This window comes from Lysobacter soyae, from assembly GCF_019551435.1.
GTDB lineage: Bacteria > Pseudomonadota > Gammaproteobacteria > Xanthomonadales > Xanthomonadaceae > Solilutibacter > Solilutibacter soyae.
On record NZ_CP080544.1, the window covers coordinates 1,519,290 to 1,536,157 of the forward strand.

Genomic DNA, 16,868 nt, shown 5'->3' on the forward strand with positions numbered 1-16,868 from the left:
CGCGTGCGTTTAGCATTGGCAGCGCTGTGCTTGACCATCGCCGGTTGCGCGAGCGTGCAAACACCGGCACCGACGTCGCAAATGCCGACCGCCGCCGCGCCCTACACCTTGTCGGATATCAAGGCGCCGGCAGCGATTCGAAACGGCAGTGCAGGGCTGCAGGTGCCGGGTGTGACATCGGCGATGTTGCTGCCCACGTATTGGATCCAGCGTATCGACCACGCGGAAACCGTCACGCACGATGCGGCGGAGATTGCTGCCTTGAATGCCGAAACAGGTGCGCGCTCATCAAACTTATACGCCTTGATCGATTTTCCGGCGACGCTGCGCGGCGCGGAGGTGTCGAAGTGGATCACCTCGCTTTCTAACAGCGCCAAACCGGCGTTGATCGACCAAGCTGGCAATCCGCTCGGTGAGGCGACTGTGGCGCGCATGGCCGCCAACACAAACCTCAGCGCTCTGCCGACCGCTGTCAGCCCGCGCTGGGCCACCGTGGTAGAACGCGCCGACTTGCGTGCCGTGCCCACTTCTCTGCGTGCGTACCGCAAGACCGACGACATTCCAATCAATATTGATCGGTTGCAGGAGTCCGCCGTGTTTCCCGGATGGGCGGTGTTGATTTTGCATACCAGTGCCGACGGCGAGTGGGCGTTCGTCAATGCGTACAACTATCGCGCCTGGATGCCGATGGCGGCTTTGCGATTGGTCGATCGCGAAATAGCACTGGCGCGCAATGCCGCGGTTCAACCACGTCCGCTTGGTTATTCCCGCGCGAATCTGATTCGCACGGCTTTTCAATATCTGGGCGAATCCTATGGCTGGGGCCATGCCGACGGCACGCGCGACTGCAGCGGATTCGTTTCCGAGGTGTATGCGGCGTTAGGTGTGGTGATGCCACGCAATACCGGTGACCAGCGTGATGTGCCGACGTTTCAAACGCGTCGCTTCACCGCCACCGAAGATCGTACTGCCGCCGTCGCTGCAGCCCTGCCCGGCGACCTGATCTATATCCCGGGGCACGTCATGATGGTGCTGGGTCACGTCGGCGACGAAACCTATGTGATTCACGATACGCCCGGTGTGCGTTGGGCTGATGGACGCTTTTTGCCGCTCTATGGCGTGTCGGTCACGCCCTTCAGCACGCTGATGGCGGATGCGCAGACACCGTATAGCGCGAAGATCGAAGCGATTGTGCGACCGCTGCCCTGAGGGCCGGTGGATTCAGAGAACTGCGGGAAACGTTGGACTACCCACAACGTTGAAACTGGCGGAAACGGAGGGATTCGAACCCTCGATGGAGCTTTTGACCCCATACTCCCTTAGCAGGGGAGCCCCTTCGGCCTCTCGGGCACGTTTCCGGGATTGGTGCAGCGTGTGCTACCAGTCGGCAAGGATAGCCGTTTGGCCGCCAAGAATCAAAAATTTTTGCGTTCAGGACTCGCTGGACGGCGTGGAATCAGTGCCCGGCTCATCGTCGTGGCGGATCTTTTGGAAGATTTCTTCCCGATGCACAGCAACGTCTTTCGGCGCGGTGATCCCCACGCGTACCTGATTGCCCTTCACAGCCAACACTGTGACGGTGACAGACTCGCCAATCATCAGCGTTTCGCCAACCCGGCGCGTCAAGATCAACATTGATACTTCTCCATGTCCATTGGCGGGGTCCCTCCCGGTTGCACGCCCATACTAACGAAGTTTCTGTTGCGGTTCCAAGCCAATGGCGTGTTGATTCACACGCCGGTTTGGCTGGCGACCCAGGCGGGAACGGCCGCAAGCACTTCTGCCGCGTTGGGTAGATCGTCTGCGCCACCTTGCGCCATGTCGGCGCGACCACCGCCGCGACCGCCCAATTGTCCGGCGACATGGCCGAGCAATTTCCCGGCATTCACCGACTTCCCGGCGTCGCCCGAGACACCCGCAACGAGCGCCAACTTGCCTTGACCGTCCGCGCCGGCCAGCAAGATGACAGCGTTTTGCAGCTGCGATTTCAGGCGATCCATGGCATCGCGCAGGGATTTGGCGTCGAGGCCTTCCACGCGCGCCGCCACCACCTTGATGCCACCGACATCGACGGCATTGCTGCCGAGGTCTGCGGTCGCATTGCCGGCCGCCTTCGACTTCAAGGCGTCGAGTTCTTTCTGCAATTGCTTTTGCTGAGCGACCAGCGATTTGAGTTTGTCGCCCGCCTCTCGTGGCGTGCCGCCGAGCTGCTGCGCTACCTCTTCCAAGCGTTGTTCGAAGTCGTCGACGAGGTCGAGCGCGTCTTGGCCGGTCACGGCTTCAATGCGTCGAACGCCCGCCGAGACGCCGCCTTCCGAGACGATCTTGAACAAACCGATATCACCGGTGCGACCCACGTGCGTGCCGCCGCAGAGTTCAATGGAGCCCGGGCCGAATTTCAGCACGCGCACGTTTTCGCCGTATTTCTCACCGAACAATGCCATCGCCCCGAAATCCAAGGCTTCCTGCATGCCCATGTTGTGCACTTCACCTTCGTGGTTCGCGCGCACTTCGTGATTGACGCGACGTTCGATTTCCCGAATCTGTGCGCGGGTCATCGGCTCAAAGTGCGAGAAGTCGAAGCGCAAACGGTCCGGCGCAACCAATGAGCCTTTTTGCTGCACATGGTTGCCCAACACTTCACGCAAGGCAGCGTGCAGCAAATGGGTGGCGCTGTGATTAAGGATGGTGGCGCGACGGCGGTTTTCATCCACGAATGCGGACACGCGATCGCCGACCTTCAAGCTGCCCTGCGACAGTGAACCCACGTGGGCGTGGAATTGACCTGCGATCTTCTTGGTATCGGTGACGTCGAAACGCAGACCGTCGCCTTCGATGATGCCGGCATCGCCGACTTGACCACCCGACTCGCCATAAAAAGGAGTCGCATCCAACAGCACCACGGCGGTTTGGCCGGCGCTGAGGGATTGCACGGGTTTGTTGTCGATCAGGATGGCGACGACTTGCGCACCCTCGCCTGCCAACGTGTCGTAACCCGTGAAGCGCGTGGGCGACAGCTGCGCCACCAATTCGGCGGGCATGGTCAGACCGCCGCCGAATTTACCTGCGGCACGCGCGGTGTCTTTCTGCTGGGTCATCGCGACGTTGAATCCGTCGATATCCACCTGCAGACCGCGCTCGCGCGCCATGTCCTGGGTGAGATCCAACGGGAAACCGTAGGTATCGTACAAACGGAACGCATCGACGCCCGGGATGGTTTCCGGATGGCGTTCGGCCAAGTCGCTGAAGATGCGCATGCCGGCATCCAAGGTCTGCGCGAAACGCTCTTCCTCTGCCAGCAGTGCGCGCGCAATGAAATCCTTTTGCGTGCGCAATACCGGATAGGCCTCGCCCATCAGCGCATCGAGCGTGTCCACCAACTTGTGGAAAAACACTTCGCGCACGCCCAACATCCATCCGTGGCGGAGCGCACGACGAATGATCCGGCGCAGCACGTAACCGCGACCTTCATTGCTCGGCAGGACGCCGTCGGCAATCAAGAAGCTGGATGCACGGATATGGTCGGCAATCACCCGAAGCGATTTGTTATCAAGGTCGGTCGTATTCGTGAGTTCGGCGATGCGTCCGATCAAAGTCTTGAACAGATCAATCTCGTAATTGCTATGCGCGTGCTGCAACACTGCGGCGATGCGCTCCAGCCCCATGCCGGTATCCACGCAGGGCGCGGGCAGCGGCGTGAGCGTACCGTCGGCGGCACGGTCGAACTGCATGAACACGTTGTTCCAGATTTCAATGTAGCGGTCACCGTCTTCGTCCGGCGAACCGGGCGGGCCGCCGGCGTAGTTTTCGCCATGGTCGTAGAAAATCTCGGTACACGGACCACAGGGTCCGGTATCTGCCATCTGCCAGAAGTTATCGGACGCGAACGGCGCGCCTTTGTTGTCGCCGATGCGAATAATGCGGTCTTCCGGCAGACCCACGACGTCACGCCAAATGGCATAGGACTCGTCGTCGGTGTGATAGACGGTGGCGAGCAGTCGCTCTTTCGGTAATTGCCACACGCGTGTCAGCAATTCCCAGGCCCACTCGATCGCTTCTTTCTTGAAGTAATCGCCGAAGGACCAATTGCCGAGCATTTCGAAGAAGGTGTGATGGCGTGCGGTATAGCCGACCTGATCGAGATCGTTGTGTTTGCCGCCCGCACGCAGGCAGCGCTGCACATCTGCCACGCGCACGTAGCTGCGCTTCTCTGCGCCAAGGAAAACATCCTTGAACTGCACCATGCCGGAATTCGTAAAGAGCAAGGTCGGATCGTTGCCCGGCACCAGGCTGGCGGAAGGCACAATGGTGTGTCCGCGCTCAGCAAAGAACTCGAGAAATTCGCGGCGAATATCAGCAGTGGTTTTCATGGGAAGCTAGGCGCAGACAGCTGCAAACGGGAAAACGACTAGATTATCAGGCTGAATGCGTTGACGCCCCGACTTTTTGCCTAGTACTCGTCATCAAAATCGCATTTGAGCGCCGCTTGTACGTGCGCCATGCTGAAGCCACGGCGCAATAAGTGCTCGGCGGCTTTTCTTTGGGCGTTCCGATCTGCCTTGTAGGCCTGTGGAAAGCGACGCCGGACCTGCTCATGCGCCAGTGCAGACCAGCTGTCTTCCACGGTGGTAAACGCGTGGGTGATTGCCTCGTCGGTCAGCGCATGCATCCGCAATTCGGCCTGAATACGCAAGGGCCCATAGCCGCATGCGACTTTGCTGCGCACCCACTGCTCGGCAAATCGGCCATCGTCCTGCCAACCGGCATCGGTCAGCTTGGCCACGGCAGCGCGTGCGTCTTCTTTGGCGACGCCCTTGGCTTCCAGCTTGCGCGCCAGTTCTTTCTTGGAGTGTTCACGCCGAACCAGCAGCCCCAAGGCACGCTGGGTCGGCGTCAACTCCGGTCTTTGCCGGCGCGGGCGCGAGGAGTTGCCCGACGCCGGCAAGCCGGGATCTTGCTCAGCCTTCCGCGTCATCCTGTTCGTCACGCGGCGCTTCTTCCGGCACAAACTTCTCGCGCAGCGCGGCTTCGATCTGCTGCGCAATGGCCGGGTTGTCTTTCAAGTACTGGCGGGCGTTTTCCTTGCCTTGGCCGATGCGCTCGCTGCCATAGCTGTACCAAGCACCGGCTTTGTCGACCAGCTTGGCATCCACCCCCATGTCAATCAGCTCGCCTTCGCGCGAAATGCCTTCACCGTAAAGAATTTCGGTGACGACCTGCTTGAACGGCGGTGCCATCTTGTTCTTGACGACTTTGATTCGGGTTTGGTTACCGATGATTTCATCGCCCTTCTTGATGGCACCGATGCGGCGGATATCCAGACGGACCGATGCATAGAACTTCAGGGCATTACCGCCGGTGGTCACTTCCGGGCTTTGACCCGGCATCATGATGCCGATCTTCATACGCAGCTGGTTGATGAAGATCACCAAGCAATTGCTGCGCTTGATGTTGCCGGTGAGCTTGCGCAAGGCCTGGCTCATCAAGCGGGCTTGCAAGCCAGGCAACTGATCACCCATTTCGCCTTCGATTTCGGCACGCGGCGTGAGCGCGGCCACCGAGTCGACCACCACGATGTCCACGGCATTGGAGCGCACCAGCATGTCGGCGATTTCAAGCGCTTGTTCACCGGTATCGGGCTGCGAGAGCAGCAAATCGTCCAGATTGACGCCGAGTTTTTGTGCATACACCGGATCAAGGGCGTGTTCGGCATCGATGAAGGCGGCGGTGCCGCCGGCCTTTTGGCATTCGGCAATGGCTTGCAACGTGAGCGTGGTTTTGCCGGAGGATTCCGGACCATAGATTTCAACCACCCGCCCCTTCGGCAAGCCGCCAATACCGAGCGCGATGTCCAGCATCAGGGAGCCGGTGCCGATGGTTTCCACGGCTTCAGCGGTACGGTCACCCATACGCATGACGGAGCCTTTGCCGAACTGCTTCTCGATTTGCCCAAGGGCCGCCGCCAGGGCGCGTTGCTTGTTGTCATCCATGTTCATTTCCTCGCTGATTCGAATGGTTGATTCGTGTTGGATACAGTGTCTGCGGCGCGTGTCGCACACATTGCGACGTGGCCGGCACTGTATGAAAAAGTTTCAGGGCACCCCGAGAGCGGCGCGATCAGACAAGCGCCCTGCGGCACGTCGGAAAACGGCTTTTTCATCGATTGGGGCGCACCAAACCGCAATACAGGCCCTCGATGGCAAACTCCTGACCCGGCAGCACTTCGATGGGTGCGTAATCGGGATTGCGCGGCAACAGACGGATGCGATCACCGCTGTTCTTGAACAGTTTCACGGTGATTTCTTCGTCGATGCGCGCCACCACAATTTGCCCGTTGCGCGCATCGGTCGTGCGATGCACGCCGATGAGGTCGCCATCGAAAATGCCTTCGTCGCGCATCGAGTCGCCCTTCACTTTCAACAAGTAGTCGGGCTTGGGTGAAAAGAAAACCCGGTCGACCACGACAAAACTGTCGCTATGGGCGTCGATGTCTGCGCCGATCGGCAAGCCCGCTGCGACTTGGCCAAGCACGGGCAAGCGGACGAAGTCGTCGTTTGCCGCCAAAGGCAGCTCAAGCGCGGCCTGCACAGAGGGCGGCGGCTGCAGAATCCGCAGGCCGCGGGCCTTGCCGGGCATCCGCTCGATGGCGCCGGCGGCTTCCAAAGCTTCCAGATGGTATTGCGCGGCGCGGACGCCTTTGAAACCAAAGGCGCGGGCAATTTCGGTCTGCGCAGGCGGCATGCCTTCCAATTCAATGCGTTCGGCAATGAATTCGAGAATGGCGTTCTGGGTGTCGGTGAGCTTCATGTGAGTAGTAATACTACTAACGTGCATCCCGCGCAAGTGATTTCAGGCGAATCGCCTTTTGGGCTTAACCGGCGGCCGCTTGATCCAGCTCCACACCGACCCCGGCCAGCGCGGCTGCCACGGTCTGACGGCGCACCGACTCGCGGTCACCGTCGAAATGGAACTGCTCGGCGCGCGCATAGCCCCCGCGCCGTTTCCAGCCGATCCAGACCGTGCCGACCGGCTTGTCTGCGCTGCCACCGCCGGGTCCAGCAACGCCGGTCACCGCCACGGCGATGCTGGCGCCGGAATTCACCACGGCGCCCGAGACCATTTCGATGACACATTCGCGGCTGACCGCACCAAACTCTTCCAAGGTCTGCGGACGCACGCGCAACAGGGCCTGTTTCGCTTCGTAGCTATAGGCCACCATGCCGCAATCAAACCAGGTCGACGAGCCTGCCACCGAGGTCACTACCTTGGCGATCCAGCCGCCGGTGCAGCTTTCCGCGGTGGCCAAGCGCTGGTGCTGCGCGATCATCTTCGTGCCGATTTGGCTGGCCAGGGTTTCGAGCGATGCATCGTCGAGGGCGGAAGTTTCAATCTTCATGCAATGAGTCTAAGCCGCGCTGGCGCGTCTCGCATTGATAATAATTATCAAGTTTCCTACACTTGAGAAATCGCAACGAGAGTCAAACCCATGATCAGCGCAGAACTAGGAAAACCGCTTGAACAATTTGTGGCCGAACTTGTCGCGACGGGTCGATATGGGTCGAAAAGTGAAGTTCTCCGCGAGGGCGTACGGCTGATCCAGGAACGTGAACTGAAACTCGCCGCGCTGGACGCCGCCGTGATGCGCGGCCTCGAAGCTGCAGACCAAGGACACGTTTATGCCGCCGAAGATGTATTCGCCGAGCTAGAACGCCGTTATGGAGGTGGTGGCAACCGGGTGCAGGAATGAAAGTTGTTCTGTCCCGTCGCGCCATCATCGAGATTCAGGAAATCGGTGATTACATCGCCCAAGACAATCCCGAACGAGCCGCTGAGTTCGTCCGCGAATTGCGGACAGCCTGCCTGACGCTTGTCGAGTTGCCTTTCGCTTTTCCGATCGTTCAACGATATGCCGATCATGAAGTCAGACGCCGACTGCACGGAAACTACGTTGTGCTTTATCGCGTTGAAGTGGACGCAAACAGAATTGTGGTTTTGAACGTACTGCATGGTGCCACCGACTATTTGCAGACCGATTTGTGAGTCATACACCTTGAGCCAGAAAGACAAAAACGCCGCGCAAGAACACACCCCGTTGATGAAGCAGTTTTTCGCCGCCAAGGCGGATTACCCCGACGTGTTGCTGTTTTTCCGCATGGGCGATTTCTACGAATTGTTTTTTGATGACGCGCGCAAAGCGGCGCGATTGCTCGACATCACTTTGACCAAGCGCGGCAGCAGCGCCGGCGAACCGATTCCGATGTGCGGCGTGCCCGCACATGCCTATGAAGGTTATTTGGCACGGTTGGTTGCCTTGGGCGAATCGGTAGCGATTTGCGAACAGATCGGCGACCCGGCCACGTCGAAAGGCATCGTGGAGCGCAAAGTCGTCCGGGTTGTCACGCCGGGCACGCTTACCGATGAAGCGCTGCTCGATGATCGCCGCGACAACATTCTTCTGGCCATTGCCAAAGGCAAAAACGGTTTCGGACTGGCGTGGGCGGATGTGTCGGCCGGACGCATGTTGGCCAACGAAGTCGCGGACGACGATGCGTTGGAAGCAGAAATCGCGCGCTTGTCACCTGCCGAGACTTTGATCGCCGACGACGACACCCTGCCGGTGTTCGTCCAGCAAATGAAAGGCGTGCGTAAACGCGCGCCCTGGCTGTTCGACAGTGAATCCGGCCGGCGCAAGTTGCTGCAGTTTTTCAAGTTGCAAGATTTGTCCGCCTTCGGCATCGAGAACCAAACTCTGGCGATTGCTGCGGCAGGTGCCTTGCTCGGTTACGTCGAAGAAACACAAAAACAACAGCTGCCGCATCTCACGCACATCTCAACGGAACCGACCAGCGAAACCATCACCTTGAATGCTGCCACGCGGCGCCATTTGGAATTGGACAGCCGTGTGGATGGCGACACCCGCCACACCTTGCTCGGTGTGCTCGATTCCACCCGCTCACCGATGGGCGGACGTTTGTTGCGCCGTTGGTTGCAACGGCCTTTGCGTGATCAGAACGCGTTGAATTTGCGTCTGCAAGCGGTCGAAGCGCTCATGCTGGCCAACCAGGTTGAAGACTTGCGTGATGTCTTGCGCGGCTTGGGTGACATGGAACGCATTTTGTCGCGCGTGGCGTTGCGTAGTGCGCGCCCGCGTGACTTGTCGACTCTTCGTGACGGACTGGCGCTCGCGCCCGTGCTGCAAAACGCATTGGCAAACATTGCCTCGCCCTTGATCGAATCCCTTGCGCAGGAACTCGGCGGACACGCCGACACCCAATCTCTGTTGCAACGCGCGGTGGTTGAACATCCGCCCATGCTCGCCCGCGACGGCGGCGTGATCGCCGAAGGTTTTGACGCTGAGTTGGATGAACTGCGCCGACTTTCCACGCATGCCGATCAGTTCCTCATCGAACTCGAACAGCGCGAACGCGAAGCCAGCGGTATTGCCAATTTGAAAGTCGGCTACAACCGCGTGCACGGTTACTACATCGAAATCAGCAAAGGCCAAGTCGAACGCGCACCGACGCACTACACGCGGCGCCAAACGCTGGCCAATGCCGAACGCTACATCACCGAAGAATTGAAGACCTTTGAAGACAAGGTGCTTTCAGCGCGTGATCGCTCGCTGAGTCGCGAAACCGCCTTGTACGCACAACTGGTTGAAGACTTGAATGACGTACTGGAACCGCTGAAACGGTGTGCCACCGCGCTTGCCACGCTCGATGTGCTGTGCGGATTCGCCGAGCGCGCCGACGTCTTGGATTGGCGCAAACCCACACTCACGACTGACAACGTGCTCACCATCGAAGCCGGCCGCCATCCGGTGGTTGAAGCGGTACGCGATGCCCCGTTCACGCCCAACGATGTGGATCTCGACGACACACGACGCATGTTGGTAATCACCGGCCCGAACATGGGCGGCAAGAGCACCTACATGCGGCAAACCGCGTTGATTGTGTTGCTCGCCCACATTGGCAGTTTCGTACCGGCCGGCAGTGCTCGTATCGGACCCATCGATCGCATCCTCACCCGCATCGGTGCCGGCGATGATTTGGCCAAGGGTCAATCCACCTTCATGGTCGAAATGACCGAGACCAGCTACATCCTGCATCACGCCACCGAACATTCACTGGTTTTGATGGACGAAATCGGACGCGGCACCAGCACCTATGACGGCTTGGCGCTTGCGCATGCCTGCGCGCGACATTTAGCCGAGCACAATCGCAGCCATACGTTGTTTGCGACGCACTATTTCGAATTGACCGCGTTGGCGACGCCCGGCAGTGCCGTCGAAAACGTCCATCTGGATGCCGTCGAGCACGGCGATGCGCTGGTCTTCATGCACCGAGTCAAACCGGGGCCGGCCGATCGCAGTTACGGTTTGCAAGTGGCGAGTCTGGCCGGCATGCCGCGTAATGTGATTCGCGACGCGCGTGCGCACTTGGCGGAACTCGAAGCCCATGCACAGACGCATGGGGCCGCACCGCAGGCGCCGCTCACGCCTGAACGTTTGGACACACCGCAACAATTCGGCTTGTTCACGCCGGCCAGTGCTGCGCTGGATGCCCTGGCCGCCATCGATCCGGACGAACTGACCCCGAAACAAGCGCTGGAAGCCTTGTATCGCTTGAAGTCCCTGCATTGACCGCACACGTTCTGAACGATTGAAGGCCTAAGCTCGGCAAATCGCCTGAGTTGCCGTGCGCAACGCGATTGATTTCCTCTATCAGTCTGCAATCAACAATCGATTTCTCTTTTTAGCGCACGCGTTGCAAAGTGAAGCAAACACACAGGAGAGCGTCATGAGCAAGAAAGATCCGGCCACCTACACGTCCGCCCCCTCCCCCCGCGATTCCGCACAACGCCAAAAGGATCTTTCGCGCACGCCGGAAACCAAACACGGCGAATGCCCGGTCACGCGTCTCACCACCAACGCAGGCGCACCCGTCGCAGAAAACCAAAACAGTTTGACCGCCGGCCCGCGCGGTCCCTTGTTGGCGCAAGACCTTTGGTTGAATGAAAAGCTGGCCAACTTCGTGCGTGAAGTGATTCCGGAACGGCGCATGCACGCCAAGGGTTCCGGAGCGTTCGGCACTTTCACTGTCACCAATGACATCAGCCGCTATACGCGTGCAGCGATTTTTTCCAAGGTCGGCAAACGCACAGACATGTTTGCGCGTTTCACCACGGTTGCCGGTGAACGCGGCGCGGCCGATGCCGAACGCGACATCCGTGGCTTCGCGCTGAAGTTCTACACCGAGGAAGGCAATTGGGACATGGTCGGCAACAACACGCCCGTGTTCTTCATTCGCGATCCGCGCAAATTCCCCGATCTGAACAAAGTCGTCAAACGCGATCCGCGCACCAATCTGCGCAGCGCTACGAACAATTGGGATTGGTGGACGCTGCTTCCCGAGGCCTTGCATCAAGTCACCATCGTGATGAGCGATCGCGGTATTCCGCGCAGTTACCGTCACATGCACGGCTTTTCATCGCACACCTACAGCTTTTGGAACGCCGATAACGAACGCTTTTGGGTGAAGATGCACTTCATCAGCCAGCAAGGTCTGGAACATCTGACCGATGCACAAGCGGCGGAATTGGTCGGCAAAGACCGCGAAAGCCACCAGCGTGATTTGTATGACGCGATCGAACGCGGCGAGTTTCCGAAGTGGAAGATGTACGTGCAAATCATGCCGGAGGCGGACGCTGAAACCTATCGCATCCACCCGTTCGACCTCACCAAAGTGTGGCCGAAGTCGGACTACCCGCTGATCGAAGTCGGCGAATTCGAGCTCAACAAAAATCCGGAAAACTTCCACGCGGATGTGGAGCAAAGTGCCTTCGCGCCAAGCAATTTGGTGCCGGGTATCGGCGCATCGCCCGACCGGATGCTGCAAGCCCGCCTGTTCAACTACGCCGATGCGCAGCGCTATCGCTTGGGCGTGAATTTCCATCAAATCCCTGTGAATCAGGCGCGATGCCCCGTGCACAGCAATCATCGCGATGGCCAAGGACGCACTGATGGCAACTACGGCAGCTTGCCGCACTACGAACCGAATAGTTTCGGGCAATGGCAGGAACAGCCTGAATTCCGCGAACCACCTTTGAAGATCCGCGGCGACGCCGATTTCTGGAACTATCGCGAAGATGATGACGACTATTTCAGCCAACCCGGTGCATTGTTCCGCCTGATGTCAGCGGATCAACAGCAACGCCTGTTCGACAATACGGCGCGCGCCATGGGTGACGCACCGGACTTCATCAAGCAACGGCATGTGGACAATTGCAGCAAGGCCGATCCGGCTTACGGCGCAGGTGTGGCGGCTGCACTGAAACGTCTGGCCGAAGCCCCGAAGGCCGATACCTCTGCGGCGGAACATCCGGGCAATGCGCCGGGCGGCGAAGACGTCGAGCTTTGATCCGCGTCACTCACACCGAGCTGACCTATGGGCTGTTAGCGTAATTTTCCACACTAACCGCCGTTGAAAAACAGGACCTGATACCGATGAGCATGATCGAAGAAATCCTCCAACAAATGCAGGGCGCACCGACCCAACAAGTCGCCGGACAATTGGGCGTCAACGACAGCCAAGCCAGCCAAGCCATCGCGGCCGCTTTGCCCATGTTGATTGGCGCGCTGGGCCACAACGCGCAAAGTGGTGGTGCGGAAGCGCTCTTCGGCGCATTGGGCAACCACCAGCAATCGTTGGGTAATGGCGGTGTCGGTGATTTGCTGGGCTCGGTGCTGGGCGGGCTCGGCCAACAACAGCCCTCCGGTTCCGCGATCAACGGTGCCGGCATTCTCGGTCATATTTTTGGTGGCCAACAACAAACCGCCGCACAGCAGTTGGGGCAAACCACCGGCCTCGGCGGCGATCGCACACAGATGCTGTTGCAAATTCTCGCGCCGATCGTGATGGCCTATCTCTCGCGCAAAGTGTTTTCGCCGAGCGTGGAATCGAGCCCGCAAGGTGTCTCGGAAGTGCTGAGCCAAGAGCAATCCAATGCCGGTGGCGGCTTGCTGGGATCGATCCTCGGCGGCGGCGACGGCAAGGTGGATATTGGCGATATTTTCCGGATTGGTAGTTCGGTTTTGGGTGGGCGTCGGTAAGAGCGCCTCACCCGGCGCTTCGCGCCACCCTCTCCACTGCGTGGAGAGGGGAAAGCAAGAGCGCCTCACCCGCCACTTCGGGGCACCCTCTCCATCAAAGATGGAGAGGGGAAGCTTTCCCTTCTCCACGCAGTGGAGAAGGTGGCGCGCAGCGCCGGATGAGGCGCTTTTCTAGGCGCCTTTAAAGCTTCACCTCAAAGCGCATCCAAATCCCCCAGAGCCCGAATCAACCTTCTCGCCCGCTTATCCGGCTTCGTCTCAGGCGGCAAATAACCCGCGCGCGCCGCCGCCGCAGTTTGCCGCGCAATGCGTCGTGCTTCGATAGAGCCTTCCGCTTCTTCATAGAGCAGCTGCGCCACCGGCGCCGGGCCGCGGATGTCACTCACCGCCTTCACCGTGATATCGAAGACTTCGACGCCACGTTCGATTTTCAAGTTCGCACCGGCGCGAACGACGCGCGAGGGTTTCGGGCGCTCGCCGTCTACCGACACTTTGCCGGTTTCAATCGCCTGCTTGGCGAGCGCACGTGTTTTGAAGAAGCGTGCGGCCCAGAGCCAGATGTCTAGGCGGATGGTGGGGGGTTGTTGATCGGTCATAATTTTTTTAAGAGCGCCTCACCCGGCGCTTCGCGCCACCCTCTCCACTTTGTGGAGAGGGGAAAGCAAGAGCCTCACCCGCCCCTTTAGGGCACCCTCTCCACTTTGTGGAGAGGGGAATACCAACGCAAACGGCCACCCGAAGGTGGCCGTCCATTGCAACGCTGCGCGGGAAATTATTCCGCGGCGGCAGCTGCATCTTCCGCAGCCTTGGCGGCTTTGGCTTCTGCTTTGTGCTTGGCAACAGCGGCCAGATCTTCGCGGATACGCGCTGCGCGGCCTTCGAGACCACGGAGGTAGTACAGCTTGGCGGCGCGGACGTCACCACGACGCTTCACGACGACCGAGTCGATGATCGGGCTGTGGGTTTGGAACACGCGTTCCACGCCGTAGCCGTGCGAAATCTTGCGGACCGTGAACGCAGCATTGAGGCCGCCGTTCTTGATACCGATGACCACGCCTTCATAGGCCTGGACGCGTTCGCGGTTACCTTCTTTGACTTTCACGTTGACGACAACGGTGTCGCCGGGACCGAATTCCGGAAGCTTGCGCGTTTGTTGCGCGCTTTCGAATTCGTTGATGAGGTTGTGCAGGGAGGGCTTGCTCATGGTGACACCGTATTCTGTCGTTGTTCTTGGATGTCGCGCGGCGAACCTGCCGAACGCGAAGCTGGACATTGTACAACGTTTTATTGGGAAAAGACCAGCCGCCCCGGCTTTTATTCGGTCCAGAGGCCTGATTCGCTTAGGAATTTCCGGTCTTTGGCCGACAATTGCGCCGATTTCAGCAAATCGGGGCGCCGCCGGGCCGTTCTTTCCAGAGATTGCTCACGCCGCCAGCGGGCAATTTCGGCGTGATTGCCCGACAACAAGACGGCGGGCACCTCGCCCAAGGCATGTTGAACCGGTTTTGAAAAATGCGGGCAATCCAACAAACCGTTTTCAAAACTGTCTTGCTCGGCCGACTCGGCATCATTCAATGCACCGGGCTGCAGGCGCGCGACCGTATCAATGACGATGGCCGCCCCCAGCTCGCCGCCCGACAAGACGTAATCGCCGAGCGAAATTTCTTCATCCACGTGCGCGTGGAGGAAGCGTTCGTCCACGCCTTCATAACGCCCGCAGAGCAATACCAATCGCGGACGCGCGGAAAGCTCACGCACTTTCGCCTGCGTCAGCGGCGCACCTTGCGGCGAAAGATAAATCACGTGAGGCGGCGTCGGGTCGTCCGCTTTCAAGGCGTCGAACGCCGCTTGCAAAGGCTCGATCAACATCACCATGCCGGGACCGCCGCCGAAGGTCCGGTCATCGACCTTGCGATAGTTGCCTTGCGCGAAATCCCTTGGATTCCAGCTGGAAATGGACAACAGCCCTTTTTCAACAGCGCGACCGGTGACGCCGAAGGCCGCGCACTGCGCGACAAATTCGGGAAACAAACTGACCACATCAACACGCATGGCCAGGCCTCAAAAGTCCGGATCCCAATCCACCGTGATGCGGCGTGCGTCGAAATCCACCGAGGTCACGTAATCGGGTGTTTTGAAGGGCAACCAACGCTCGCGATCGCCTTCAACCACCATTACGTCGTTGGCGCCGGTGCTGGTGAGATACGCGACGCGACCGAAATGGACGCCGTCGAGGTTGTAGACGTCGAGGCCTTCGAGATCGACCCAGTAGTACTCGCCTGGTGCCGGCGGCGGCAACGACGAACGCGGCGTGTAAATCATTGCGCCACGCAAGGCATCGGCGGCCTCTTTCGAGTCAACGCCCTCCATGGAAACGGTCAGGCCTTTGCCGGCCGGTTTGCCGCGCAACGTTCCGAGCACGCGTTCGCGCCCCATCGCATCGACCAGCGTGAGCGGCGAATATTTCAGCAGTGCGGTTTCGGGGTCGGTGAAAGATTCCACGCGCAACTCCCCTCTAACGCCAAAAGCGCCGTGAATCTTGCCAAGCAAGATACGGCGCTCCGGGTTTTGCGAATCAACGGCCATGGCTACGCCCTGCGCAGCCGCGCAATCAAGCGGCCGGCGCCTGGGTCTTCAGCGCTTCTTTGTACAGGTTGCCGACCTTGTCGGTGAACTGTGCGCCGTTGGCGACCCAATACTTGACGCGCTCGAGGTTCATTTCAACGCGCTTTTCCTGGCCTTGTGCGACCGGGTTGAAGTAACCGACGCGCTCAATGTTGCGGCCGTCGCGGGCGCTGCGGCTGTCGGTAACGATGATGTGGTAGAACGGACGCTTCTTAGCGCCGCCGCGGGTAAGACGGATCTTGACCATGGTGCTTTTCTCTGAGTTGCCCAGCTGCCGGGATGGCAGGGTAAGCCGGCAATTGTAATACATTCAATGACTTGTGGGAAGCCGGCGGCTAGCCCGACTTTCAAATCGGCTGCAGGGGCTGGCTTTCAACGGCCAATTGCAGCAATTCCAGCGCTTCCAGGCCTTCGTCGAAGGGATAGCTGTCGATGCTGGCGATCGGTCGGATCCCGCTCGAGTTGATCGCGAACGCGGACAAATACGCACCCAAGGTCGGCAACGCCAGCGTGCCGAATTCTTGTTTCTTGCCCTCCATCACTTCGGAGGTGCTGATGAGCTGTGCGGTCACGCTATCGAGTGCGAGCGTCACCGGCCAGAACAACGTATCGCCGTCGAAACACACGAAGCTCCAGGTCGGCCCTTCGCTGACATTCATCATCGTGTCGACAAAAATCGCGTCGTCATAGCCCTGCATTTGCGCGGCCCGACGCGCCATGTATTGCGAAAACATGCCGCAATGTTTCAGTTCGGCGTTCTGCCGCAAAAACGGTACAGACTTCAGTCGCACCGGCGTGCTGACGGACGCGCGCGCAGGCGAGACAGTCACCAAGACATCCTGTCCGCGCGCGTCAAGCGGTCGGGCCAAATCGAAATGCTCGTCGTAGCAAGTGACGCGCACAGAGGCATCGACCAGACCTTCCGCATCCATCGCGGCATGAATCGCATCGCGCACGCGAATCTCGTCGAGCGCAGTGCCGAAAATCTCGGCCTGTGCCGCACGCAGCCGATCCATGTGCAGATCGAGGCCGCGCACGCGCTTGCCGCGCACTTGGAAACTGGTGAAGTGTCCGTAGTTGTTGATCGCGAGCGCACGCGTGTCATGCGTAGAAACGTAGTGCGCGCTCATGG

The 16,868-nt window shown here is 59.5% G+C and carries 18 protein-coding genes and 1 tRNA gene; 6 read left to right on the plus strand and 13 right to left on the minus strand.

All coding sequences use genetic code 11. The features are described 5' to 3' along the window. Positions 1-3 precede the first annotated feature (3 nt). Positions 4-1,209, plus strand: a complete 1,206-nt coding sequence (locus tag H8L67_RS07360) for a C40 family peptidase (protein ID WP_220379202.1) — start codon at positions 4-6, stop codon at positions 1,207-1,209. A gap of 56 nt (positions 1,210-1,265) precedes the next feature. On the opposite strand, the gene H8L67_RS07365 is transcribed toward H8L67_RS07360, so the two are convergent. From H8L67_RS07365 to H8L67_RS07395, 7 genes are all read right to left on the minus strand, one after another. After that, positions 1,266-1,358, minus strand: a tRNA-Ser gene (locus H8L67_RS07365). Between the two features lie 73 nt (positions 1,359-1,431). Beyond that, complete coding sequence (csrA, locus tag H8L67_RS07370; protein ID WP_220379203.1) at positions 1,432-1,635, minus strand: carbon storage regulator CsrA; 204 nt, start codon at positions 1,633-1,635, stop codon at positions 1,432-1,434. A gap of 95 nt (positions 1,636-1,730) precedes the next feature. Then, entirely contained in the window at positions 1,731-4,370 is a 2,640-nt protein-coding gene (gene alaS, locus H8L67_RS07375) for an alanine--tRNA ligase (protein WP_220379204.1), read from the minus strand. 80 nt (positions 4,371-4,450) lie between these two features. Continuing rightward, a complete protein-coding gene (locus H8L67_RS07380; protein ID WP_220379205.1) occupies positions 4,451-4,975 on the minus strand; it encodes a regulatory protein RecX in 525 nt (174 codons plus the stop codon). Continuing rightward, positions 4,959-5,990, minus strand: a complete 1,032-nt coding sequence (recA, locus tag H8L67_RS07385) for a recombinase RecA (protein ID WP_220379206.1) — start codon at positions 5,988-5,990, stop codon at positions 4,959-4,961. Before recA ends, H8L67_RS07380 begins: the two co-directional genes overlap by 17 nt. 166 nt (positions 5,991-6,156) lie before the next feature. Then, complete coding sequence (lexA, locus tag H8L67_RS07390; protein WP_220379207.1) at positions 6,157-6,807, minus strand: transcriptional repressor LexA; 651 nt, start codon at positions 6,805-6,807, stop codon at positions 6,157-6,159. A 64-nt stretch (positions 6,808-6,871) separates the two neighbouring features. Beyond that, entirely contained in the window at positions 6,872-7,396 is a 525-nt protein-coding gene (locus H8L67_RS07395) for a CinA family protein (protein ID WP_220379208.1), read from the minus strand. Between the two features lie 90 nt (positions 7,397-7,486). Between H8L67_RS07395 and H8L67_RS07400 the strand changes: the two genes are divergently transcribed. The 5 genes from H8L67_RS07400 to H8L67_RS07420 all read left to right on the plus strand — a co-directional run bounded on the left by H8L67_RS07400 (position 7,487) and on the right by H8L67_RS07420 (position 13,111). Beyond that, positions 7,487-7,747: a type II toxin-antitoxin system ParD family antitoxin gene (locus tag H8L67_RS07400; protein WP_220379209.1), complete on the plus strand. Its 261-nt coding sequence runs from the start codon at positions 7,487-7,489 to the stop codon at positions 7,745-7,747. Continuing rightward, positions 7,744-8,040, plus strand: a complete 297-nt coding sequence (locus H8L67_RS07405; protein WP_220379210.1) for a type II toxin-antitoxin system RelE/ParE family toxin — start codon at positions 7,744-7,746, stop codon at positions 8,038-8,040. The genes H8L67_RS07400 and H8L67_RS07405 overlap by 4 nt, the downstream gene beginning before the upstream one ends. Positions 8,041-8,095: 55 nt before the next feature. Further along, on the plus strand, positions 8,096-10,642 hold the full coding sequence (gene mutS / locus H8L67_RS07410; protein ID WP_220379211.1) for a DNA mismatch repair protein MutS: 2,547 nt from the start codon (positions 8,096-8,098) through the stop codon (positions 10,640-10,642). 157 nt (positions 10,643-10,799) lie between these two features. Continuing rightward, positions 10,800-12,419 carry a catalase gene (locus H8L67_RS07415; RefSeq protein WP_220379212.1) on the plus strand — a complete coding sequence of 540 codons (1,620 nt, stop codon included), beginning with the start codon at positions 10,800-10,802 and terminating at the stop codon, positions 12,417-12,419. 86 nt (positions 12,420-12,505) lie between these two features. Beyond that, the gene (locus tag H8L67_RS07420) at positions 12,506-13,111 is read left to right on the plus strand and encodes a DUF937 domain-containing protein (RefSeq protein ID WP_220379213.1); all 606 of its coding nucleotides are present in this window, start codon (positions 12,506-12,508) and stop codon (positions 13,109-13,111) included. Positions 13,112-13,305: 194 nt separating this feature from the next. Here H8L67_RS07420 and H8L67_RS07425 read toward each other — a convergent pair whose 3' ends face one another. From H8L67_RS07425 to H8L67_RS07450, 6 genes are all read right to left on the minus strand, one after another. After that, positions 13,306-13,707 carry an RNA-binding S4 domain-containing protein gene (locus tag H8L67_RS07425; RefSeq protein ID WP_220379214.1) on the minus strand — a complete coding sequence of 134 codons (402 nt, stop codon included), beginning with the start codon at positions 13,705-13,707 and terminating at the stop codon, positions 13,306-13,308. Positions 13,708-13,883: 176 nt separating this feature from the next. Next, positions 13,884-14,315, minus strand: coding sequence for a 50S ribosomal protein L19 (gene rplS / locus H8L67_RS07430; RefSeq protein WP_220379215.1), 432 nt, complete (start codon positions 14,313-14,315; stop codon positions 13,884-13,886). 110 nt (positions 14,316-14,425) lie between these two features. Beyond that, on the minus strand, positions 14,426-15,163 hold the full coding sequence (trmD, locus tag H8L67_RS07435; RefSeq protein ID WP_220379216.1) for a tRNA (guanosine(37)-N1)-methyltransferase TrmD: 738 nt from the start codon (positions 15,161-15,163) through the stop codon (positions 14,426-14,428). Positions 15,164-15,172: 9 nt separating this feature from the next. Then, positions 15,173-15,697 carry a ribosome maturation factor RimM gene (gene rimM / locus H8L67_RS07440; protein ID WP_220379217.1) on the minus strand — a complete coding sequence of 175 codons (525 nt, stop codon included), beginning with the start codon at positions 15,695-15,697 and terminating at the stop codon, positions 15,173-15,175. A 25-nt stretch (positions 15,698-15,722) separates the two neighbouring features. Beyond that, positions 15,723-15,983, minus strand: a complete 261-nt coding sequence (gene rpsP, locus H8L67_RS07445; protein ID WP_220379218.1) for a 30S ribosomal protein S16 — start codon at positions 15,981-15,983, stop codon at positions 15,723-15,725. 100 nt (positions 15,984-16,083) lie between these two features. Beyond that, positions 16,084-16,866, minus strand: coding sequence for an aminotransferase class IV (locus tag H8L67_RS07450; RefSeq protein WP_220379219.1), 783 nt, complete (start codon positions 16,864-16,866; stop codon positions 16,084-16,086). Between the last annotated feature and the right edge of the window lie 2 nt (positions 16,867-16,868).